This window comes from Providencia sp. PROV174 (assembly GCF_028480685.1).
Lineage (GTDB): Bacteria > Pseudomonadota > Gammaproteobacteria > Enterobacterales > Enterobacteriaceae > Providencia > Providencia rettgeri.
The window spans coordinates 71,560-87,932 of record NZ_JAMPOT010000020.1 but is presented as its reverse complement, the minus strand read 5'-3'; the positions used below and the strand labels follow the sequence as shown (position 1 = coordinate 87,932).

Below are 16,373 nucleotides of genomic sequence, written 5' to 3'. Positions count from 1 at the left end.
TTATGTTGAAGATTCGACGGATCAGTTCTCAAGAAAAGCAACTTAAAATTTGGCAGCAGTGTTACTCAATTAATACACAAATAAAGCAATCTAGCCGCAGTATTCGTTATTTCCAATTATCACTAGTGAGTGAAACACAGAAAATAAACGCATTAGTTGCAGTTGAAAGTTGGTGTCATTATCGTTGGCCTAAACTCGTTCATTATGCATGGAATTTATTATCAACCAATCAGTTATGCGAATTATTTGCCTCTGAATATATCGGAATTACATTTTTCTCCCAGGATTTCCGTTGTGAATCTGTCGAGATAGTTGATGATATGCGTATTAACTACCAGCCTTGGTTAATCGTTAAGGAGACTAACCTTGGGGAAGTATTATTAGCAGAGCCAATTGAAGGCTTAGAAAAAAAACAACAAACGAGTCAGATAGTTGGCCATTTAAAATTGCAAGCTGATTGGATATTGGGATATAGCTATATTAGCGCCAAACTTTTGCAAACCATAGAATTACGAGATGTGCTGAGTATCCAACAATTACAGTTAAATATGTCTGTTACAGGACAGACATTAGCACGATATCAAAAGCAAGAAGAAGGACTATTTATGATTGAAGAATTAGTGGCGCCAGAAGATGAAAGTGAATGTGTACTTCCTGAAGAAAATGAAGTGCAAGAAGCGGTACGTCCCTTTAATGTAAAAGATATGAATATTAAATTAACCTTTGTTTTAGGCCATACCGATATTACTGTTGATGAGCTTTCAAAGATGGAGCCTGGTTATATTTATTCTATTGGTGAAAATAAAGAACGTGAAGTTAAAGTTTATGCCAACAAACAACTTATAGCAGAAGGGGAACTTATTTATATTGGCAATAGTGATGAGCTAGGGTTAGAAATCACACATATTGTGAGTTTAGGTGATAAAAGAGTTTAATATGCCAACAATACCAGAAGGAATTCCATTATTAGTCATTATCGCCTTTTCAACATTATTGCCATTTATTATTGCTGCGGGCACTTGTTATTTAAAAATCTCGATTGTATTAATTATGGTACGTAATGCGATGGGGGTTCAACAAGTTCCTTCTACCATGGTATTAAATGGTATAGCGTTGCTACTTTCTATTTTCGTTATGATGCCAGTATTACAGGATGTGAATAATCATATGCGTCAAGAAAGTGTTGATTTTAGTAATGCAGAGTCAATTGAACACTTTGTTGATAACGGGTTAGGTGGCTATAAGTCTTACTTAAAAAAATATTCAGACCCTGAGTTAGTCACTTTTTTTGAATCAATACAACAGGGTCGAAGTGAAGCAGAAGTCAGTGCTGATGAAGCTGAAGCAACATTATTTTCTTTATTACCAGCTTATGCATTAAGCGAAATTAAATCGGCTTTTGAAATTGGTTTTTATATTTACTTGCCTTTTGTGGTCGTCGATTTGGTTATTTCCAGCATTTTATTGGCACTTGGGATGATGATGATGAGCCCAGTAACAATTTCGATTCCAGTTAAATTAATCCTATTTGTTGCTATTGATGGTTGGGCGCTAATCTCTAAAGGGCTGGTGATGCAGTACATTGAATTAGCGCAGCATTAAAGCGGAAAACACGATGGATCAGATAGTTTATTTAAGTAATAAAACGATGTTATTGATCGTAATATTATCGGCAATACCGGTTATTGTCGCGACCTCTGTAGGACTATTAGTGGGGTTATTGCAAACAGTTACTCAGCTCCAGGAACAAACACTCCCTTTTGGAATAAAGCTGTTATCTGTTTTTGGCTCACTTTTTATGATCTCTGGTTGGTTATCCGATAAGGTCATCAATTTTGCATTAGAGACTTTAACCGCAGCCATCCCTGCAATTGGGTTGTTCGGATGAATCAGGAAATGCTATCGCTGATGTCCTCACTCTATTTTGTTTTTCAAGAGGGGTTGATAAAAATAGCGTTAGCTTGGCTGAGAATTGCGCCAGTCATGTTTTTACTTCCTTTTTTAAGTAATAAACTGCTCAATGGCGGAATTATTAAAAACTGTGTGGTGACGTATATTGCATTGGGTTTATGGCCTTTTTTTTCTTCCCCTGAAATACAATGGGATGAAATTAACCTCGTTGATGTGTTCATCTATGAAATTTCGATTGGGCTCGTATTAGCATTGATATTAGCTTTACCTTTTATGATAGCCAATGTTATTGGCGAGTTAATTGATACACAGCGTGGTGAAACGATTAGTAGTATTGTTGACCCAGCGAGTGGCTCAGAAGCATCAGAATTGGCCGTTTTATTAAATCATATTACTTGTATGGTTTTTTTAGCCCAAGGTGGGATGTATCAGCTTGCTAATATATTTGCACAAAGTTATCAGTTATTACCATTTGCTCATGGGTTTACGTCATTTAATAGCCTTCCTTTAGGGGAGTGGTTAAATAAAATGGTCGTTAACGGCATTATTTTGACGGCACCAATATTAGTGACATTATTTATTACAGAGGTCGCTCTAGGGTTATATTCCCGTTTTTGCCCGCAATTAAATGCATTTTCGTTATCTTTGGCAATAAAATCAATCATCGCTTTTTGTGTATTTTTACTTTATTTTCATAATGAAGTTCCAGATATATTAGTGAATATGATTTCAATTTCACCGCTACGAGATATCTTTATTTCCTCTTAATTTCTACGAGTATAAATATGGCTGAAAAAACAGAAAAGCCTACCGATAAAAAAATTAAGGACTCAGCGAAAAAAGGGCAAAGTTTTAAAAGCAAAGATAGTGTTGCAGCAATTGTTCTAGTAGTAAGTGCATTTGTGATTGAAGGGCTTTCTAGTTTATATGAGCTTGGTGGGTTAATGCGTAAAATATTTTTACATCCAACGGATATAAAAATTGATGCATTACTTTGGCAATTTTTTACTGTCTTTTTAAGTGTTGTTTTACCAGTGCTATTTGCTTGCTTTTTATCGGGTGCGATTATCTCTTTATTACAGAGTCGTTTTAGGTTAGCCAGCGAAGCAATAAAGCTGGATTTCACTAAATTAAACCCAATAGCAGGGTTTAAAAAAATATTCTCAATGAATTCGTTAAAAGAATTGATTAAGGCCATTTTGTATTTAATTGTCTTTATTGTTTCAACATTGGTCTTTTTTATTATTTGGCGAAAAGATATTTTTATGCTCTACAGAACGATGATAAACGGAATGATTAGTCAATGGGTTAGCCTGTGTATAACATTTATTGTCGTTTTTCTTGCGGTCGCTCTTATAATTATATTAGTTGACGCAATAGCTGAATTCTTTTTGTATATTAAAAACTTAAAAATGGAAAAACAAGAGGTCAAAAAGGAATACAAAGATAATGAGGGGGACCCTCATATCAAAAGTGCACGTCGAGGAATGCATCAGGAATTACTATCCGAAGAGGTTAAAAATAATGTTCGTAATTCAACATTCGTAATGGCAAACCCAACACATATTGCATTACTTATTTATTATGATTCGAATATTGCGCCATTACCTTTTCTGTTCTCTAAAAGTAAAGGTTCACAAGCAAAAGCAATTGTTAAATATGCTGAGGAACAAGGTGTTCCTGTTATTAGAGATATCGTTCTAGCAAGACAAATATGGCGATCATATAAAACGGATAGTTTTATCGATGAAAAAGGATTAGAGGATGTTATGCAAATAATATCATGGGTCGTCCGTATCGAATTAGTAAAAATGGGCATCGATATTGATAAAGCATTAGAAAAAATTGCGGAGAATGAGTCACATTCACAAGGCGGTAAAAATATTAACTAATTATTTATTATTTTAATCGTTTTTTTAAAGAAACAATCAAATCGGTTAATTATGATGCAAACATAAAGTATGCATCATGTATTACACATCAACAATAAGGGAAATATATGAATAATACTGAAACAGAGAACTTTCAGAGTTCGGATATGGAAGAATTGCTGGATAATATTACTTCAGCATTAATGGATGGTGCCACTTATAAAGATATTCACGGTATTCCACAGAGTACAATGGATGGTATTTATTCCTATGCATACGAATTTTATCAACAAGGTAAATTAAAAGAGGCGGAAACCTTTTTTCGATTTTTAAGTATCTATGATTTCTATAATACAGATTATGTGATGGGGCTTGCGGCTGTCTATCAATTAACGAAACGATATGACAAAGCAACCGAATTATATGCCTTAGCATTTGTATTAGCGAAAAATGATTACCGCCCACTATTTCATGCGGGGAAATGTAATTTAATGATGAAAAAAAGTAGTGCGGCGATTCATTGTTTTGAAAGTGTTGTAAAAAATAGTACCGATGCGGATTTAAAAAATAAGTCACAAACTTATTTAACCGCACTGGAAAAAAATCTAGAGAAGACAAGTTCAGATAATAAAAAACCTAATATAGAGTAGAGAAAATTATATGGTTCAAATTACCAATTCAAGTAATGAGCGAATAAATAATATTCATACCTTTCTACAAGGCAGTAATCCCATTGGATTAGGGGATGAATGCATCAAGGCAGTACTGGCTTTGGAAATGGCGTGCGAGGAATTAACGTCAGCTGAGCAGGTTAAGCGTAGCCGTATTGAAAATGCACCGCAGCTACCTGCGCCCAAAAATAATCTGTCCGTTATGTTCAAAGCAGCAGCGGCAAAAGAGGAAAAATTATCACTACAGGAAGAGGGGTTTAATGCGACTTCAGTTCTTGTTGGGAGTCTTTCAACATTACGTCAATTATTACATGAAGGGAATATTAGTGGGCTGGCTAATCGTCTTAAATTGATGAATATAGAATCAGATGCACTGAAAGAAAAAGGAAATAATTTATTAAACTCTTTTGCAAATAATACGAATCAAGCCAGTGCGCTTAATAACGAAGTTAGCGTTTTAAAACAAGAGCGTGCTGAAAGTAAAGTACGTTTAGCAAACCTCCAGTCTCAGCAAGGTGGGAACCAAGAGAAGATTAAGCAGCAAATTACGACAGAAAAAACAAAAATTACAAATTTGAACACGCAAATTGATGACTTGCTTGAGTTAGCGGGTAAATATGCGCAAGACGCAGATAAAGATGCCAAAAAACTCAATCAATTTGTAGATGCTACGCCACGCCACGTTGATATTGATGGCGAAAAATGGGAAAGCACCTTAGCGCTATTAACCATGTTGACTGCGCAGCTTAAAAAATCGATGAACGAAGATTCGATTCGTAATATGAAAGAGCAAGAAGAAGTCATGGCAACAATCAATGAAGCTTCTCGCAAAGATTCAGATAAAAAAGCTAAAGAGGCGGATGAAGCGCAGCGTAAAGCTGATGAAGCCAATAAAGCGGCCTCTTGCGCGAGTAAAATTTTTAGCTATGTGATGCTGGCTGTGTCTGTGATTGCTACGGTTGCTACCTTTGGTGCCGCTGCACCATTAGCAATTGCAGTCGCTGCGGTTGGTATTGCTATCTCAGTCGCTGATATTGTGCTGGAAGAAACTGGGCAAAGTAGCTTGATGCAAATGTTGGCCACCGAAATTTCTAGTGCTGTCACTGATATGCTGATCAATTTTGGTGTCTCAGAAGAAAAAGCGAAACAGATTGGCAGTATTGTTGGAATGATTGTGGCAGCAATCGCATTTTTAGCTCTCTCATTAGCGTCAATGTCATCTTTTGTTAAGAACATCGCCAATGTTGCCAGTAACGCAGTAAAGACGCTTGCTAAAAACGCAGGGACTTTATTGAAAAGTATTATTAAATCGCTGCCAAGTAGTTTGACTAATGCCTTAGGCAATATTGCGAATGGTGCAGGGAAGGTCGGAAAATCGGCGGATGATATGGTCACGCTCACTAAATTTACCAAGTTAGCCGATAGCATTGATGATTTACAGCAAGCAGTAAAAACCACGACGAAAGTCGCGCAAAAAGCCGATGACATGAAAGACATTGTGAAGGCGGCCGATAAAGTGTCAGACCAAGCTGACAATATTACGGATATCACCAAAGCTTCAGATAAAGCCGTAAATACGGTTAAAACACAAAGTGTTGCAGCGGCTCGTCTTGAAGTGGGTATGAAGGGAACCGGAGCGGTATTGACGGTAGCTAATACGGCAACCTCAGGGGGGCTGAATTTACATGCAGCAGGTCAAATTCGAGATATGAAAGAAATGCTTGCAGGCATGATGCTTAACAGTGAAACCATTCAAGCCTTAGATGAGCTATTAAAAAATTTATTGAAATCTATGTCGCAAAATTACGAACAATTCGAAGAAATGTTTAGTGGCATGCTTGCGTCGTTAAATCAATCCGGCCAAACGAAAGCCAATATGCTGAAAACAGCTCGCTTTGCATAGTTAATATAGGAATTTATCAAATGAGTTTTAATATTCAATCAGAATCAAGTAAGCCAGTTTTACTTCACAAGCCTATCAGCTTTGGTAGCGTTTCCTCAACAACTAACAGCAATACAAAAGCAGCAGAGATGCCTGCACTGCAGGGTGTGCAATTAAATGATGTGCATACCATGGCACTAGGGTCTGAGATGGCGATGGATAAGCCATCATTAAAAATGATTCAATTTTCAATGCAAGATGACCAAATGCTTGCCGAAATTTCGTCGTTAACGAACTCCGATAAACTAGCCATATTGGATGATCTCCATGCATTTCGCATGTTGACACCAGAAAGTATCCAGCAGGCAATCAGTAAAGTGTTAACTGAAGAAAAAAGCCATATTGAACAGTTAGTTGAAGATGCTCAATTACCAGATGAAGCTGATTTGAAACAGATATCCCAAGCTATCCAAGCCATGATTGCGGGTAGCTTCCTCAAAGATTCAGCTTCTGAGCAAGTTGAAGGTGGTAATGGTAATAAAGACCAAGAGTCTATTGGTAGTATTAAGAACAACACGTTTGTTGGCATTATTAGTAATGACTTATTGGTGGAGTTGTCGAAAATTATTCGCAAAGTGATGGCAGAGATCAATATTTCAGATCGCCGTATCAATGCGGATTTTCTGCAATTAAATGCCAAAATGGTACAAGCTTCCGCGGATTCAACGGTTCGTGAAGGTAAAGAAGCCTTTAAAGGAGCTCTGATGGGCTTTGTTACCTCTCTTGCGATTACAGCGGCAGGTAGTGGTTTCCAAGCAAGAGGACTACGCCAACAACAGAAGTCAATTAACAATAATCTGGTGGCTGGAAATCAAAATATCAGTGGCGCTAGTCAGTTATCCGGATTAAATGGCAAAGTCGGGAGTGACTCAATGAAGTCGAAGACGTTGAGTTTGACGGGCAAAGATGGCTCGACAGTGACACTGAGTAACCAAGCTTCGCAAAGCCAAAAAAACCTTTCAAGCCAAAGAGTTGAAGAGGCAGGTAGGCGTACAAGAGATTTGGGAGTATCGCAGCATGAGAAGCACGAGCAAGTCATGAATAAAACGCGCGTACAAATGGGCGTGGCAGATCAAGTTTCTCGAATGTCAGATAATGCGGGTCAGCTAGCGACAACGTCAAACCAAGTCAATGTGAAATCGGCCGAAGCGGACAAAATGATTGAACAATCAGTGGCGGATACGGCACGTTCAATTTACGCAGATAAAGACAAACAAATCGACAAAAGCCAAGACCTTATGAAACAAATACAGGAACACCTGCGTGAAATTCGGGAAGGTATCTTAAGAACAGTACAAAGCGTGGTGAGAGGCTAAAGAATGGATATTACATCCCCTTCTCGTCCAGATAACGTTTCTCACTTTTCGCCGTTGGCGACATTGGTACCAACAGCGCAAGCACACCTCCCCCTTCTGGGGAGGGATATTACTTTTGATGAGTCACTTATGCCTCATCAGCAAGCGCTGGATGTGTTCCGACAGATGCAATATAGCGCGCCGGAAGAGATTTACCAGCAACGACCACACAATGATTCCCCTGAAAATATACAGCTTAAGGCAAGGATGCTGATACGTGAAAATAAGCGTGCGAATGATGGCTATGAGGAGATTAAAGCTCTCAGAAGTACGAAAAGTGTGAAGACTCTCGAAGATGGTCGCTCGCATATTAAAGGGGTATCTGGAGTGATTGATAATATTCATACGAATTATCAAAAAAATATGGAGATTTAGTTAAAGCATCAACCCAATATATGCAAGATATGAATATCATGGTCAGTAAATTATCCCGTTATATAGAGGCAGGTGAAAATGGTAAAATCCATATTAAATTAGAAGATACTTTAAGGGTAATGGATGAAATAGTTGCAAAATATTCGGGTACGAGTGTAATTAATGAGGTTGATGGGGGTACAAAAGAATTAAAAGAGCTGAGAAAAGAGTTCGATCTGTCTAGAGAACGCATAGAGACATTAAAAAAGAATGATGAGGAATTTTTTTTGAATTCATGAATTTATCGGATTTGTCAAAAAAAATAAAGGCAGCGGTGCAGAAACTTAACCTTAAATCTGTTGGTGAATATTTCGGTAAATGGAAACCTGATTTTGATAATGCTACGCCATTAATGAGAATAACAGGTACTGAGCAAGAGTATACTTTTTGGGAAAAAAAGCTTTCTGAACAGGGATTCATTGTTGAAAGAATGAAGGGTGAGCTTTATATATTTCCTGATTTGAAACCAGTCAAAGAAATTTTTTATGCACTGAATCACTCTTCGGCAACTTGGAATGAAGAGGGAAGTGATATTTCATCCCAAGAGTTTCAAAGCTTACAATCAGCAGTTGATAGCCAAAAAAATACCATTAATAGTTCCGTATCTCGTTTATTAGAAACCTTTCGGCAAGATAATAGTCATTTTGAAACGTTAACTCAGTTACTGGTTCAATTATATAAAGATTTGCAACAATATAATAATGGTTACGTCAATATGTAATAGCGGAATTTAATTTTCCTCTATTCTCTATATTTATCAATAAGGAGGAGCGATGATTATAAATAAAAATATAACGACACCAATTGTAAAAAATTCATTACCTTTATCTAATCAAAACAATAAATCATTTTTAAATAATATAAATTCAGTTAATAATGTAGGACAAGAAGCACATTTCCCTGTCAAAGAACAGGGTATTGATAAAACATTTAATATTTCAGGTAAAAGTGAAGAGTTACATTTGAGTAACCAGAAATTACAGGCGAATATAATTAAATCACTATTATGTGAAAAATATCCTGATATAAGTTTAGATATGATAACCAAAGCCCTAGATTTGGGTCATAGTGGCAATCTTCAAGGACAAAAGTTGCAGTATCAACCTGAAAATGCTCTCATTATTTTGACATTATTAACTCCGAAGGAAATTAAGGATTCAAAGGTATTAGACTGTGCGGCAAATCTTATTAAGCAGTTAAACAATTGCAATAATGATAAAAACTTTAAGCAGGTATTGAAATCACCGCAAAAAGCCCTTGAATCAGAGCTTTTTGATAATGCTTTGAGCTCCAATAATATTGATGATCTGACTCAACGTTTCGTAGATAAGTATGTTAAACCTGCTATTAAAGAGAAATTAACACCTTTTTTATCTGAGAAAACTATCGAAGAATTACCGATAGAGTATTTATTCGACACTTCTCTTCAGGAAACCAAAAAAGAGTTAATTATGGAAGCGAAAAACCAGCTGATAAAACATAAAGTTGATAAATCAGTTGATAGACTCTTGCAGTTTCATAATATATTTTCGGCATTGGAACAACAAATAGAAATTATGGGGCAGTTAAGTGTTTCTATAAATATGGATGGCAATACTGAGAATAGTGTAACAACAAGTCCTGTGAAAAATATCAAACCAGAAGATACTGTGGATAGTGGTACGGACTCCGTTATTTCGTCAAATGGTTCAGATCCTGCATCTTCTAAATCAACCGTGAATAATTACGTCATTAACAATTACTATTCGATGCCAAAAGAATTGGTCACGGTAAATAACGAAGGAATCGAAACGAGCCAGTTTGAAAATAAAACTGTTGATAGCCACACACCTGAGTCGGTACAAAAAAATAATCCTGAAGACAATGAAAATAAAGCCAGCATGCCTCGGTTTAAAAGTACGTTAGATATTCCCCAAATTAATAACGAGCAACCAGCGGTATTAACTGGAAATGCATTGGAAAATAGCCGTTCTTCGGCTAATGAATTGCGCCAAAGCATTCTGGGCAGTTCACGAGACCCATCTGCACAAGGTCGTAGCATGCCATCAGTACCTGCGGAGTCTAAGCTTAATCTTGATATTAACGCTTTTCAGCCTAAATCAATGGTGTCAGCAGGGCGATTCGAACCCGTTGAAATCGCTGACAAGATGACAGGTGAAAAGAAAAGAAGCTGGCAAGCTAAAGCGCCGGAAGAAAAAAACATCACCTTATCAAGCCATGGGGCACTAACCCGTAACCAAGCCGAAAAGGAACGTTATGCGAATGGGCCGATAACGCCAGGGACGGAAAGAATGGGCGTTCCCAATAATATCAACTCGTTCAGCAACCGTTTTAAATCGGCAGAAATTGTTGATGAGGCGACAGGGAAAACAAAGACAACATGGAAGTTATCTGACCAAAAAACAAGTCAACCAGTCACGTTAACAGAGAAAGGAGCACTAACCCGTAACCAAGTCGAAAAAGATCGTTATGGAAGTGGCCCGATAGCATCAGGAACCGAGAAAATGGGCATTCCTAACAATACCAACACGTTTAGTAACCGATTTAAACCCGCAGAGATTGTTGATGAAGTAACGGGAAAAACGAAAAAAACGTGGCAGTTATCTGATGAGAAAACAAGTCAAACAGTCACGTTAACAGAGATGGGGGCGTTAACCCGTAATCAAGCAGATAAAGAACGCTACAACGATAATGCTACCCGTTCTGAAAAAGGTTAAGAGATGACAGCACAGAGTTTAGTTCAGCAACAATGGGTAGAAAATCAAATTAAGGAAATTCGTACTTATTCGGGGATCACCAAGCCTTTTACTATGGATTCAGCCCTAATCAGAGATTTACATATTGATTCACTGGAAATGTTAGAGTTAATAACGGCTATCGAACAGTATACAGGGCAACCAATTAACGATGAAGTTTGGATGAAATGGTATAACTTACGGGATATTACCGAGTACCTATTGAGTGTTAAATAAACAGATAAAGCCACGGTATTTATTCGAACGTGGCTTTTATTTTTAAGCTTTTTTTATTTATTTCCTATCGAATTATTGCCATCACATAAAATTCATATTTTTGTCATCAAGTGATAACGCTCACAAAATAGCATACCCTCGTTTGCTTAATTCTACGCGCGTAGACTATCCTTTAAGTAAATAAAAAACGCCAGTTAGATTTTTTGATTAATAGGCTTTGCGCCAACACCAAGGGTTTATCACTATGGCTACACAATTAAATATCGAGGCGAGTCAACAAGCTGCGCAAGAACGGCTGAGTACGCCAGAAGGAAAAAAAGATTTCCGTCGGGCGATTTTTTCTTGTTGGTTAGGCACAACCATGGAATATGCAGACTTTGCTCTCTATGGTTTAGCGGCAGGTATTATTTTCGGTGATGTTTTCTTCCCAGATGCAACACCGATTATGGCACTGTTATCCAGTTTTGCCGCCTATTCAGTCGGGTTTATCGCACGTCCAATAGGTGCATTATTTTTTGGTTGGTTAGGAGATAAACATGGCCGAAAAATGGTCATGGTGATTACGATTGCATTGATGGGGTTATCGACAACCCTTATTGGTGCGATACCCAGCCATGCACAAATTGGTGTTTGGGCGCCGGTTTGTTTGGTTATCTTGCGGTTTGCCCAAGGCTTAGGTGCGGGAGCTGAACTATCCGGTGGGACTGTGATGCTAGGTGAATACGCCCCCGTAAAACGCCGTGGCTTGGTCTCTTCGATTATTGCATTAGGCTCCAACAGTGGAACATTATTGGCCTCGATGATTTGGCTGATAGTGTTACAAATGGATAAAGAAAGCCTGATGTCGTGGGGATGGCGTATTCCTTTCCTTGGCAGTATTTTGATCGCCTTGGCCGCGTTATTTATTCGTCAACATATGCGCGAAACACCTGTTTTTGAAAGGCAAAAAGAGCAGCTTGCTGAAGAACGTCGCCTTGCATTGGAATCTGATGCAGTGGCTCATCCTGTTGATAACCGCTCATTTTGGCAAAAAACGCGTGCGTTTTGGACAATGGTCGGGTTACGTATTGGCGAAAACGGCCCATCTTATCTTGCTCAAGGTTTTATCATCGGTTATGTGACGAAGATATTGCTGGTGGATAAATCCGTACCGACAACCGCGGTTTTGATAGCGTCAATTCTTGGGTTTGCCATTATTCCATTTGCAGGTTGGCTATCAGATAGATTTGGGCGTCGTATTGTTTATCGCTGGTTTTGCTTTTTACTGATGTTGTATGCAGTACCTGCTTTCATGTTATTAGACTCTCGTGAGCCAATGATTGTTATTCCAACTATTGTGGTTGGCATGGGGTTAGCATCTCTGGGGATTTTCGGGGTACAAGCGGCTTGGGGGGTTGAGTTATTTGGTGTGCGTAATCGCTATACTAAAATGGCGTTTGCTAAAGAACTTGGCTCTATTTTATCCGGTGGTACGGCTCCATTAGTGGCATCTGCATTGTTGTCTTGGACAGGTCAGTGGTGGCCGATAGCCGTTTATTTTATTGCAATGGCAAGTATTGGCTTAGTAACCACATTCTTTGCACCAGAAACGCGAGGTCGAGACTTAAACCTGCCTGAAGATGCGATATAAGTGAGCAGGGTTGTATATAAAAATCAGAGTGGCTGCTATTCTTTGGCAACGTCATGTTGGAAAAAGGAACTGCTGGGTGTCTGATACGAATGACCATAAAGTGACGCGGGTAGATGTTGCCCGCGAAGCCAGAACCTCGGTTGCGGTAGTCAGTTATGTGATTAACAATGGCCCGCGTCCTGTTGCAGAGGCAACACGGCAAAAGGTGTTAGCAGCAATTAAAAAAACGGGGTATCGGCCAAATGGTATTGCGAAAGCCCTTGCATCTGGCAGTACGCAAACTTATGGGCTAGTGATCCCCGATATTTCTAACCCGTTTTTAGCTTCTATTGCTCATGCCTTGCAGCGAGAAGCGTTTAAATATGGGCATGTTTTGTTGCTGGGTGATGCGGGGGATTCTCGGGCTCGTGAAAAAGAACTGATTAATAACCTTTTGCTCAGGCAAGTTGAAGGCCTCATTTATACCAGTGTTGACCGGCATCCCTATGTTGATTTAATTCAGTCGTCAGGCACGCCTTGTGTGATGCTTGATAGGATTGAAGCCACAGAAGGGATCAGTACCATTCAAGTGAATGAAAAGCTCGCAGCCTATAAAATTACGCGTCATCTCATTAAGCATGGCTATCAAAATATTGGCATTATTTGCGGCCCGAATGAGATGCTCAACACTCAAGACCGCTTAAATGGTTGGAAAACTGCGCTGACAGAAGCGGATTTAACGATACAACAAAAATGGATTTTATCGGGGGAATATACCCGTGATTGGGGTTACCAAGCAATCTATCAAATGAGAGAAGAAGGCTTCCCTGAGGCCATTTTTGCCACGAATGAATTACAAGCGTTTGGCTGTCTAAAAGCTTTAGCGGAATTAAAATTACGTGTACCAGAAGACATTGCACTGGTGTGTTTTAATGGGACCGTGCAATCAGAATATACCGTTCCAACTCTCACAACTGTTCGCCAGCCTGTTGATAAAATAGCGCAAAAAGCGATACACATCTTACAAAATTGGCCGCAAAAAGAAGCCATCTGTGAAGTGGAATTTGAATTACAAATCGGGCACTCATGCGGGTGCTGATGATTGATTATTTCAGGGAAATTTATGCGTTTAATTATAGATTGCGACCCCGGTAATGGGGTTGCAGGCGCCAATGTTGATGATGGGCTCGCACTTGCGCTTGCCATCGCCGCGCCTGAAATTCAGCTCGAGATGATCACGACGGTTTCAGGGAATACGCCCAGTGAAATCGGGTTCAATGTCGCCAGTCATTTAGTGAGTTCGTTGGGTGAAAACATTCCTGTCTATCGGGGGGCATCATCTGCTTTGGTTGAGGCCAGCGCGCCGTGGCGTGAGTTGCTCGATAATGGTGCTGAGCGGGCACAACTTCAGCACCTGTGGGATGGTCTCCCATCAGTACCGTGTTTACCAAAATCTATCCCAGAAGCGGCACTGCGTATGGGGGAGTTGGTGTGCCAGAACCCAAAACAAATTACTATCGTTGCGATTGGCCCGTTAACCAATATCGCGATGGCACTGCAATTGTTCCCTGAAATGGCACAAAACGTGGCGCAAATTGTCATTATGGGCGCGGTTTTTAATGTCCCAGGTTATGTTAAAGATACAAACTTTGGCCTTGATCCTGAAGCGGCTCATGCGGTATTGAGTAGTGGGGTTAACATTACCTTAGTGCCAATGGATGTGACTGTGCAAACGCAGATGGTGCACAGTGATCTCGACAGGTTTGCTTCATTACAGTCCCCCCTTAGCCAATTTCTGGTGAGCACGATGCGCCCGTGGATTGATTATTCACGAGCCACAAGGCAGCTGCCCGGATGCTGGATCCACGATGTGCTTACTGTGGCATGGTTACTCGATAAAAGTATTGCCACTTATGAGAAAAAGCAGGTGGGAATAGAGCTACAAGGTGCACTGCGAGGCAAAAGTTTTTACTATGATGCTTTGCGCTTGCGCATTGGCATACCAGCACCAACCACAGAGCCTATTACCGTATTGCAATCGGTGGATAATCAGCGCCTGCTCGATTTGATTTTTCAATCGATTAGTCGATATTCGCCAAAATCGGTATAGACGAAATAGAGAAATAGCGCCATTAGGCGCTATTTTTTTATCACTTATCACTTATCACTATGAGGCGGACTTTGACATTATTCCGTGAGCAAGCTTTCCTTTATGGAAAGTCGCATAACGTGGTGAAATGCGTGCGACGGCCTCTGCGGAACAAGATGCATCAAGCAGCACAAAGCTGGCATCATCCCCTTTAGCTGGCCACACTTGTTGGCCTTTTTCATCTAACGGCAAAATATTACCAGTTGCGATAGCCAGTGAACGGGACAGTGATAACTCATCAGGGCGAGTGTAGAGCTGCGCGTACAAATTGGCTTTTTCTAGCATGTCACCTAGGCCAAAGGGCGACCAATGGTCAATCACGCTATCCGTTCCGGTCATCACAAATACCCCATTTTTATTTAGAGTTTTCAGTGGCATATGCAGTGTGCCAATCGGGACGGTTGAGGCGATAGTGATTTGCTGCTCAGCCAATTGTTTCGCCGTTTTCTCTGCTTGTTCAGGGTTTAATGTTGCCAATGCAAAGGCATGGCTGATGGTCACTTTACCGCGCAAGCTGCGGTTTTCATCTACCGTTTTAATCATATAATCGATAGCAGCAACGCCAGCGGGACTCGTTTCATGTAAATGAATATCCACGCCTTTGTTGTAGTCCAATGCAATTTGGAACATCGAATCGAGAGACTTTTCCATCGCGCTATCCACATTGGTTGGGTCTAAACCACCAACGTAATGAGCACCTGCTTGCATGGCTTCACGCATTAACCCTTCTGACTTGGAATGTAATAAACCATGTTGTGGAAAGGCGACGATTTCGCAAGTTAGATCTTGTTGGTGTTCTCCAAGCACTTTTTGTAAGGCTTCTAAATTTTTCAGGCCGGAAACGGGTTCGATATTACAATGGCTTCGAGCAATGGTCGATCCTTGGGATTGGATCAGCGCGATCAGCGCATTGGCTCTTTCTTCAGTGAAAGGTTGTAATTCAGGTAGCAATTTTTGCTCTAAAGCGATCATATCCATAATCGTTTTACCTTCACGTGACTGTGGCGCTTGCCATGGCCCACCATAGAAGGTTTTATCGAGGTGGATATGCATGTCGCGAAAGGCCGGTAGCATCAGTTTGCCTTGCGCACTATAGGCATTTAATGTGCCATCTGCATGTTGTTTATTGGGTAAAACAGCCGCAATTTTACCGTCACGGATTTCTACGGTATGTAAGGCGGTTTGGGTGCCGGCGACCGTCGAATCATGGTAATTAAAACCCGTTTCGAGTAACACGTCATCGAGGTAATAATGTTTATCCGTGATACTGGATTGGCCTGCTGTTTGGCTAGCTTGGCTTTGGGCGGAGGCAAAGCCCGATACCGCACCAAATAAAGTACAAGCGGCGGCGACTTTAGCACTGGTGGAAAGGAACTCTCTTCTGCCGGATGATTTTTCTGCTTTCATAGAAACTCCTAGTGATATCCATTTACTGCCGAATTTCCTGTTATTAAGCGATACGTATCCACCCAGATCGTC

The 16,373-nt window shown here is 39.9% G+C and carries 17 protein-coding genes; 16 read left to right on the top strand and 1 reads right to left on the bottom strand.

What is annotated here, in order from left to right:
* The first annotated feature begins 2 nt into the window (after positions 1 to 2).
* From PSE60_RS16795 to PSE60_RS16720, 16 genes are all read left to right on the top strand, one after another.
* Positions 3 to 935, top strand: coding sequence for a FliM/FliN family flagellar motor switch protein (locus tag PSE60_RS16795; RefSeq protein WP_272666178.1), 933 nt, complete (start codon positions 3 to 5; stop codon positions 933 to 935).
* A 10-nt stretch (positions 936 to 945) separates the two neighbouring features.
* Positions 946 to 1,602 (top strand): EscR/YscR/HrcR family type III secretion system export apparatus protein, encoded by a 657-nt coding sequence (locus PSE60_RS16790; RefSeq protein ID WP_272666205.1) that lies wholly within the window; start codon positions 946 to 948, stop codon positions 1,600 to 1,602.
* 13 nt (positions 1,603 to 1,615) lie between these two features.
* The gene (gene sctS / locus PSE60_RS16785) at positions 1,616 to 1,888 is read left to right on the top strand and encodes a type III secretion system export apparatus subunit SctS (protein WP_210837882.1); all 273 of its coding nucleotides are present in this window, start codon (positions 1,616 to 1,618) and stop codon (positions 1,886 to 1,888) included.
* Complete coding sequence (gene sctT, locus PSE60_RS16780) at positions 1,885 to 2,679, top strand: type III secretion system export apparatus subunit SctT (RefSeq protein ID WP_272666175.1); 795 nt, start codon at positions 1,885 to 1,887, stop codon at positions 2,677 to 2,679. Before sctS ends, sctT begins: the two co-directional genes overlap by 4 nt.
* A 17-nt stretch (positions 2,680 to 2,696) precedes the next feature.
* The gene (locus PSE60_RS16775; protein WP_272666173.1) at positions 2,697 to 3,803 is read left to right on the top strand and encodes an EscU/YscU/HrcU family type III secretion system export apparatus switch protein; all 1,107 of its coding nucleotides are present in this window, start codon (positions 2,697 to 2,699) and stop codon (positions 3,801 to 3,803) included.
* 107 nt (positions 3,804 to 3,910) lie between these two features.
* Positions 3,911 to 4,432: a type III secretion system translocator chaperone SicA gene (sicA, locus tag PSE60_RS16770; protein WP_272666171.1), complete on the top strand. Its 522-nt coding sequence runs from the start codon at positions 3,911 to 3,913 to the stop codon at positions 4,430 to 4,432.
* A 10-nt stretch (positions 4,433 to 4,442) separates the two neighbouring features.
* Complete coding sequence (gene sctE, locus PSE60_RS16765; protein ID WP_272666169.1) at positions 4,443 to 6,356, top strand: type III secretion system translocon subunit SctE; 1,914 nt, start codon at positions 4,443 to 4,445, stop codon at positions 6,354 to 6,356.
* A gap of 20 nt (positions 6,357 to 6,376) precedes the next feature.
* On the top strand, positions 6,377 to 7,711 hold the full coding sequence (locus PSE60_RS16760) for a type III secretion target, IpaC/SipC family protein (RefSeq protein ID WP_272666167.1): 1,335 nt from the start codon (positions 6,377 to 6,379) through the stop codon (positions 7,709 to 7,711).
* A 3-nt stretch (positions 7,712 to 7,714) separates the two neighbouring features.
* Entirely contained in the window at positions 7,715 to 8,125 is a 411-nt protein-coding gene (locus PSE60_RS16755; RefSeq protein WP_272666165.1) for a hypothetical protein, read from the top strand.
* Between the two features lie 38 nt (positions 8,126 to 8,163).
* Positions 8,164 to 8,403 (top strand): hypothetical protein, encoded by a 240-nt coding sequence (locus PSE60_RS16750; RefSeq protein ID WP_272666163.1) that lies wholly within the window; start codon positions 8,164 to 8,166, stop codon positions 8,401 to 8,403.
* Positions 8,400 to 8,885: a hypothetical protein gene (locus PSE60_RS16745; RefSeq protein WP_272666161.1), complete on the top strand. Its 486-nt coding sequence runs from the start codon at positions 8,400 to 8,402 to the stop codon at positions 8,883 to 8,885. The genes PSE60_RS16750 and PSE60_RS16745 overlap by 4 nt, the downstream gene beginning before the upstream one ends.
* Positions 8,886 to 8,937: 52 nt before the next feature.
* Entirely contained in the window at positions 8,938 to 10,881 is a 1,944-nt protein-coding gene (locus PSE60_RS16740) for a hypothetical protein (RefSeq protein ID WP_272666159.1), read from the top strand.
* A gap of 3 nt (positions 10,882 to 10,884) precedes the next feature.
* Complete coding sequence (locus PSE60_RS16735) at positions 10,885 to 11,136, top strand: acyl carrier protein (protein ID WP_272666157.1); 252 nt, start codon at positions 10,885 to 10,887, stop codon at positions 11,134 to 11,136.
* Between the two features lie 244 nt (positions 11,137 to 11,380).
* Positions 11,381 to 12,766 carry an MFS transporter gene (locus tag PSE60_RS16730; protein WP_272666156.1) on the top strand — a complete coding sequence of 462 codons (1,386 nt, stop codon included), beginning with the start codon at positions 11,381 to 11,383 and terminating at the stop codon, positions 12,764 to 12,766.
* A gap of 76 nt (positions 12,767 to 12,842) precedes the next feature.
* A complete protein-coding gene (locus tag PSE60_RS16725) occupies positions 12,843 to 13,844 on the top strand; it encodes a LacI family DNA-binding transcriptional regulator (protein ID WP_272666154.1) in 1,002 nt (333 codons plus the stop codon).
* 24 nt (positions 13,845 to 13,868) lie between these two features.
* Positions 13,869 to 14,855 (top strand): nucleoside hydrolase, encoded by a 987-nt coding sequence (locus PSE60_RS16720; protein WP_272666153.1) that lies wholly within the window; start codon positions 13,869 to 13,871, stop codon positions 14,853 to 14,855.
* Between the two features lie 57 nt (positions 14,856 to 14,912).
* Here the strand turns inward: PSE60_RS16720 and PSE60_RS16715 are convergent, their stop codons facing one another.
* Positions 14,913 to 16,301 (bottom strand): amidohydrolase family protein, encoded by a 1,389-nt coding sequence (locus PSE60_RS16715; RefSeq protein WP_272666151.1) that lies wholly within the window; start codon positions 16,299 to 16,301, stop codon positions 14,913 to 14,915.
* Positions 16,302 to 16,373 lie beyond the last annotated feature (72 nt).

What these genes read in the sequence shown, in the direction of transcription:
- PSE60_RS16795 (WP_272666178.1), top strand. Translation starts at nt 3, where the DNA reads ATGTTGAAGATTCGACGGATCAGTTCTCAAGAAAAGCAACTTAAAATT.
- sctS (WP_210837882.1), top strand. Translation starts at nt 1,616, where the DNA reads ATGGATCAGATAGTTTATTTAAGTAATAAAACGATGTTATTGATCGTA.
- sctT (WP_272666175.1), top strand. Translation starts at nt 1,885, where the DNA reads ATGAATCAGGAAATGCTATCGCTGATGTCCTCACTCTATTTTGTTTTT.
- PSE60_RS16775 (WP_272666173.1), top strand. Translation starts at nt 2,697, where the DNA reads ATGGCTGAAAAAACAGAAAAGCCTACCGATAAAAAAATTAAGGACTCA.
- sicA (WP_272666171.1), top strand. Translation starts at nt 3,911, where the DNA reads ATGAATAATACTGAAACAGAGAACTTTCAGAGTTCGGATATGGAAGAA.
- sctE (WP_272666169.1), top strand. Translation starts at nt 4,443, where the DNA reads ATGGTTCAAATTACCAATTCAAGTAATGAGCGAATAAATAATATTCAT.
- PSE60_RS16760 (WP_272666167.1), top strand. Translation starts at nt 6,377, where the DNA reads ATGAGTTTTAATATTCAATCAGAATCAAGTAAGCCAGTTTTACTTCAC.
- PSE60_RS16755 (WP_272666165.1), top strand. Translation starts at nt 7,715, where the DNA reads ATGGATATTACATCCCCTTCTCGTCCAGATAACGTTTCTCACTTTTCG.
- PSE60_RS16750 (WP_272666163.1), top strand. Translation starts at nt 8,164, where the DNA reads ATGGTCAGTAAATTATCCCGTTATATAGAGGCAGGTGAAAATGGTAAA.
- PSE60_RS16745 (WP_272666161.1), top strand. Translation starts at nt 8,400, where the DNA reads ATGAATTTATCGGATTTGTCAAAAAAAATAAAGGCAGCGGTGCAGAAA.
- PSE60_RS16740 (WP_272666159.1), top strand. Translation starts at nt 8,938, where the DNA reads ATGATTATAAATAAAAATATAACGACACCAATTGTAAAAAATTCATTA.
- PSE60_RS16735 (WP_272666157.1), top strand. Translation starts at nt 10,885, where the DNA reads ATGACAGCACAGAGTTTAGTTCAGCAACAATGGGTAGAAAATCAAATT.
- PSE60_RS16730 (WP_272666156.1), top strand. Translation starts at nt 11,381, where the DNA reads ATGGCTACACAATTAAATATCGAGGCGAGTCAACAAGCTGCGCAAGAA.
- PSE60_RS16720 (WP_272666153.1), top strand. Translation starts at nt 13,869, where the DNA reads ATGCGTTTAATTATAGATTGCGACCCCGGTAATGGGGTTGCAGGCGCC.
- PSE60_RS16715 (WP_272666151.1), bottom strand. Translation starts at nt 16,301, where the DNA reads ATGAAAGCAGAAAAATCATCCGGCAGAAGAGAGTTCCTTTCCACCAGT.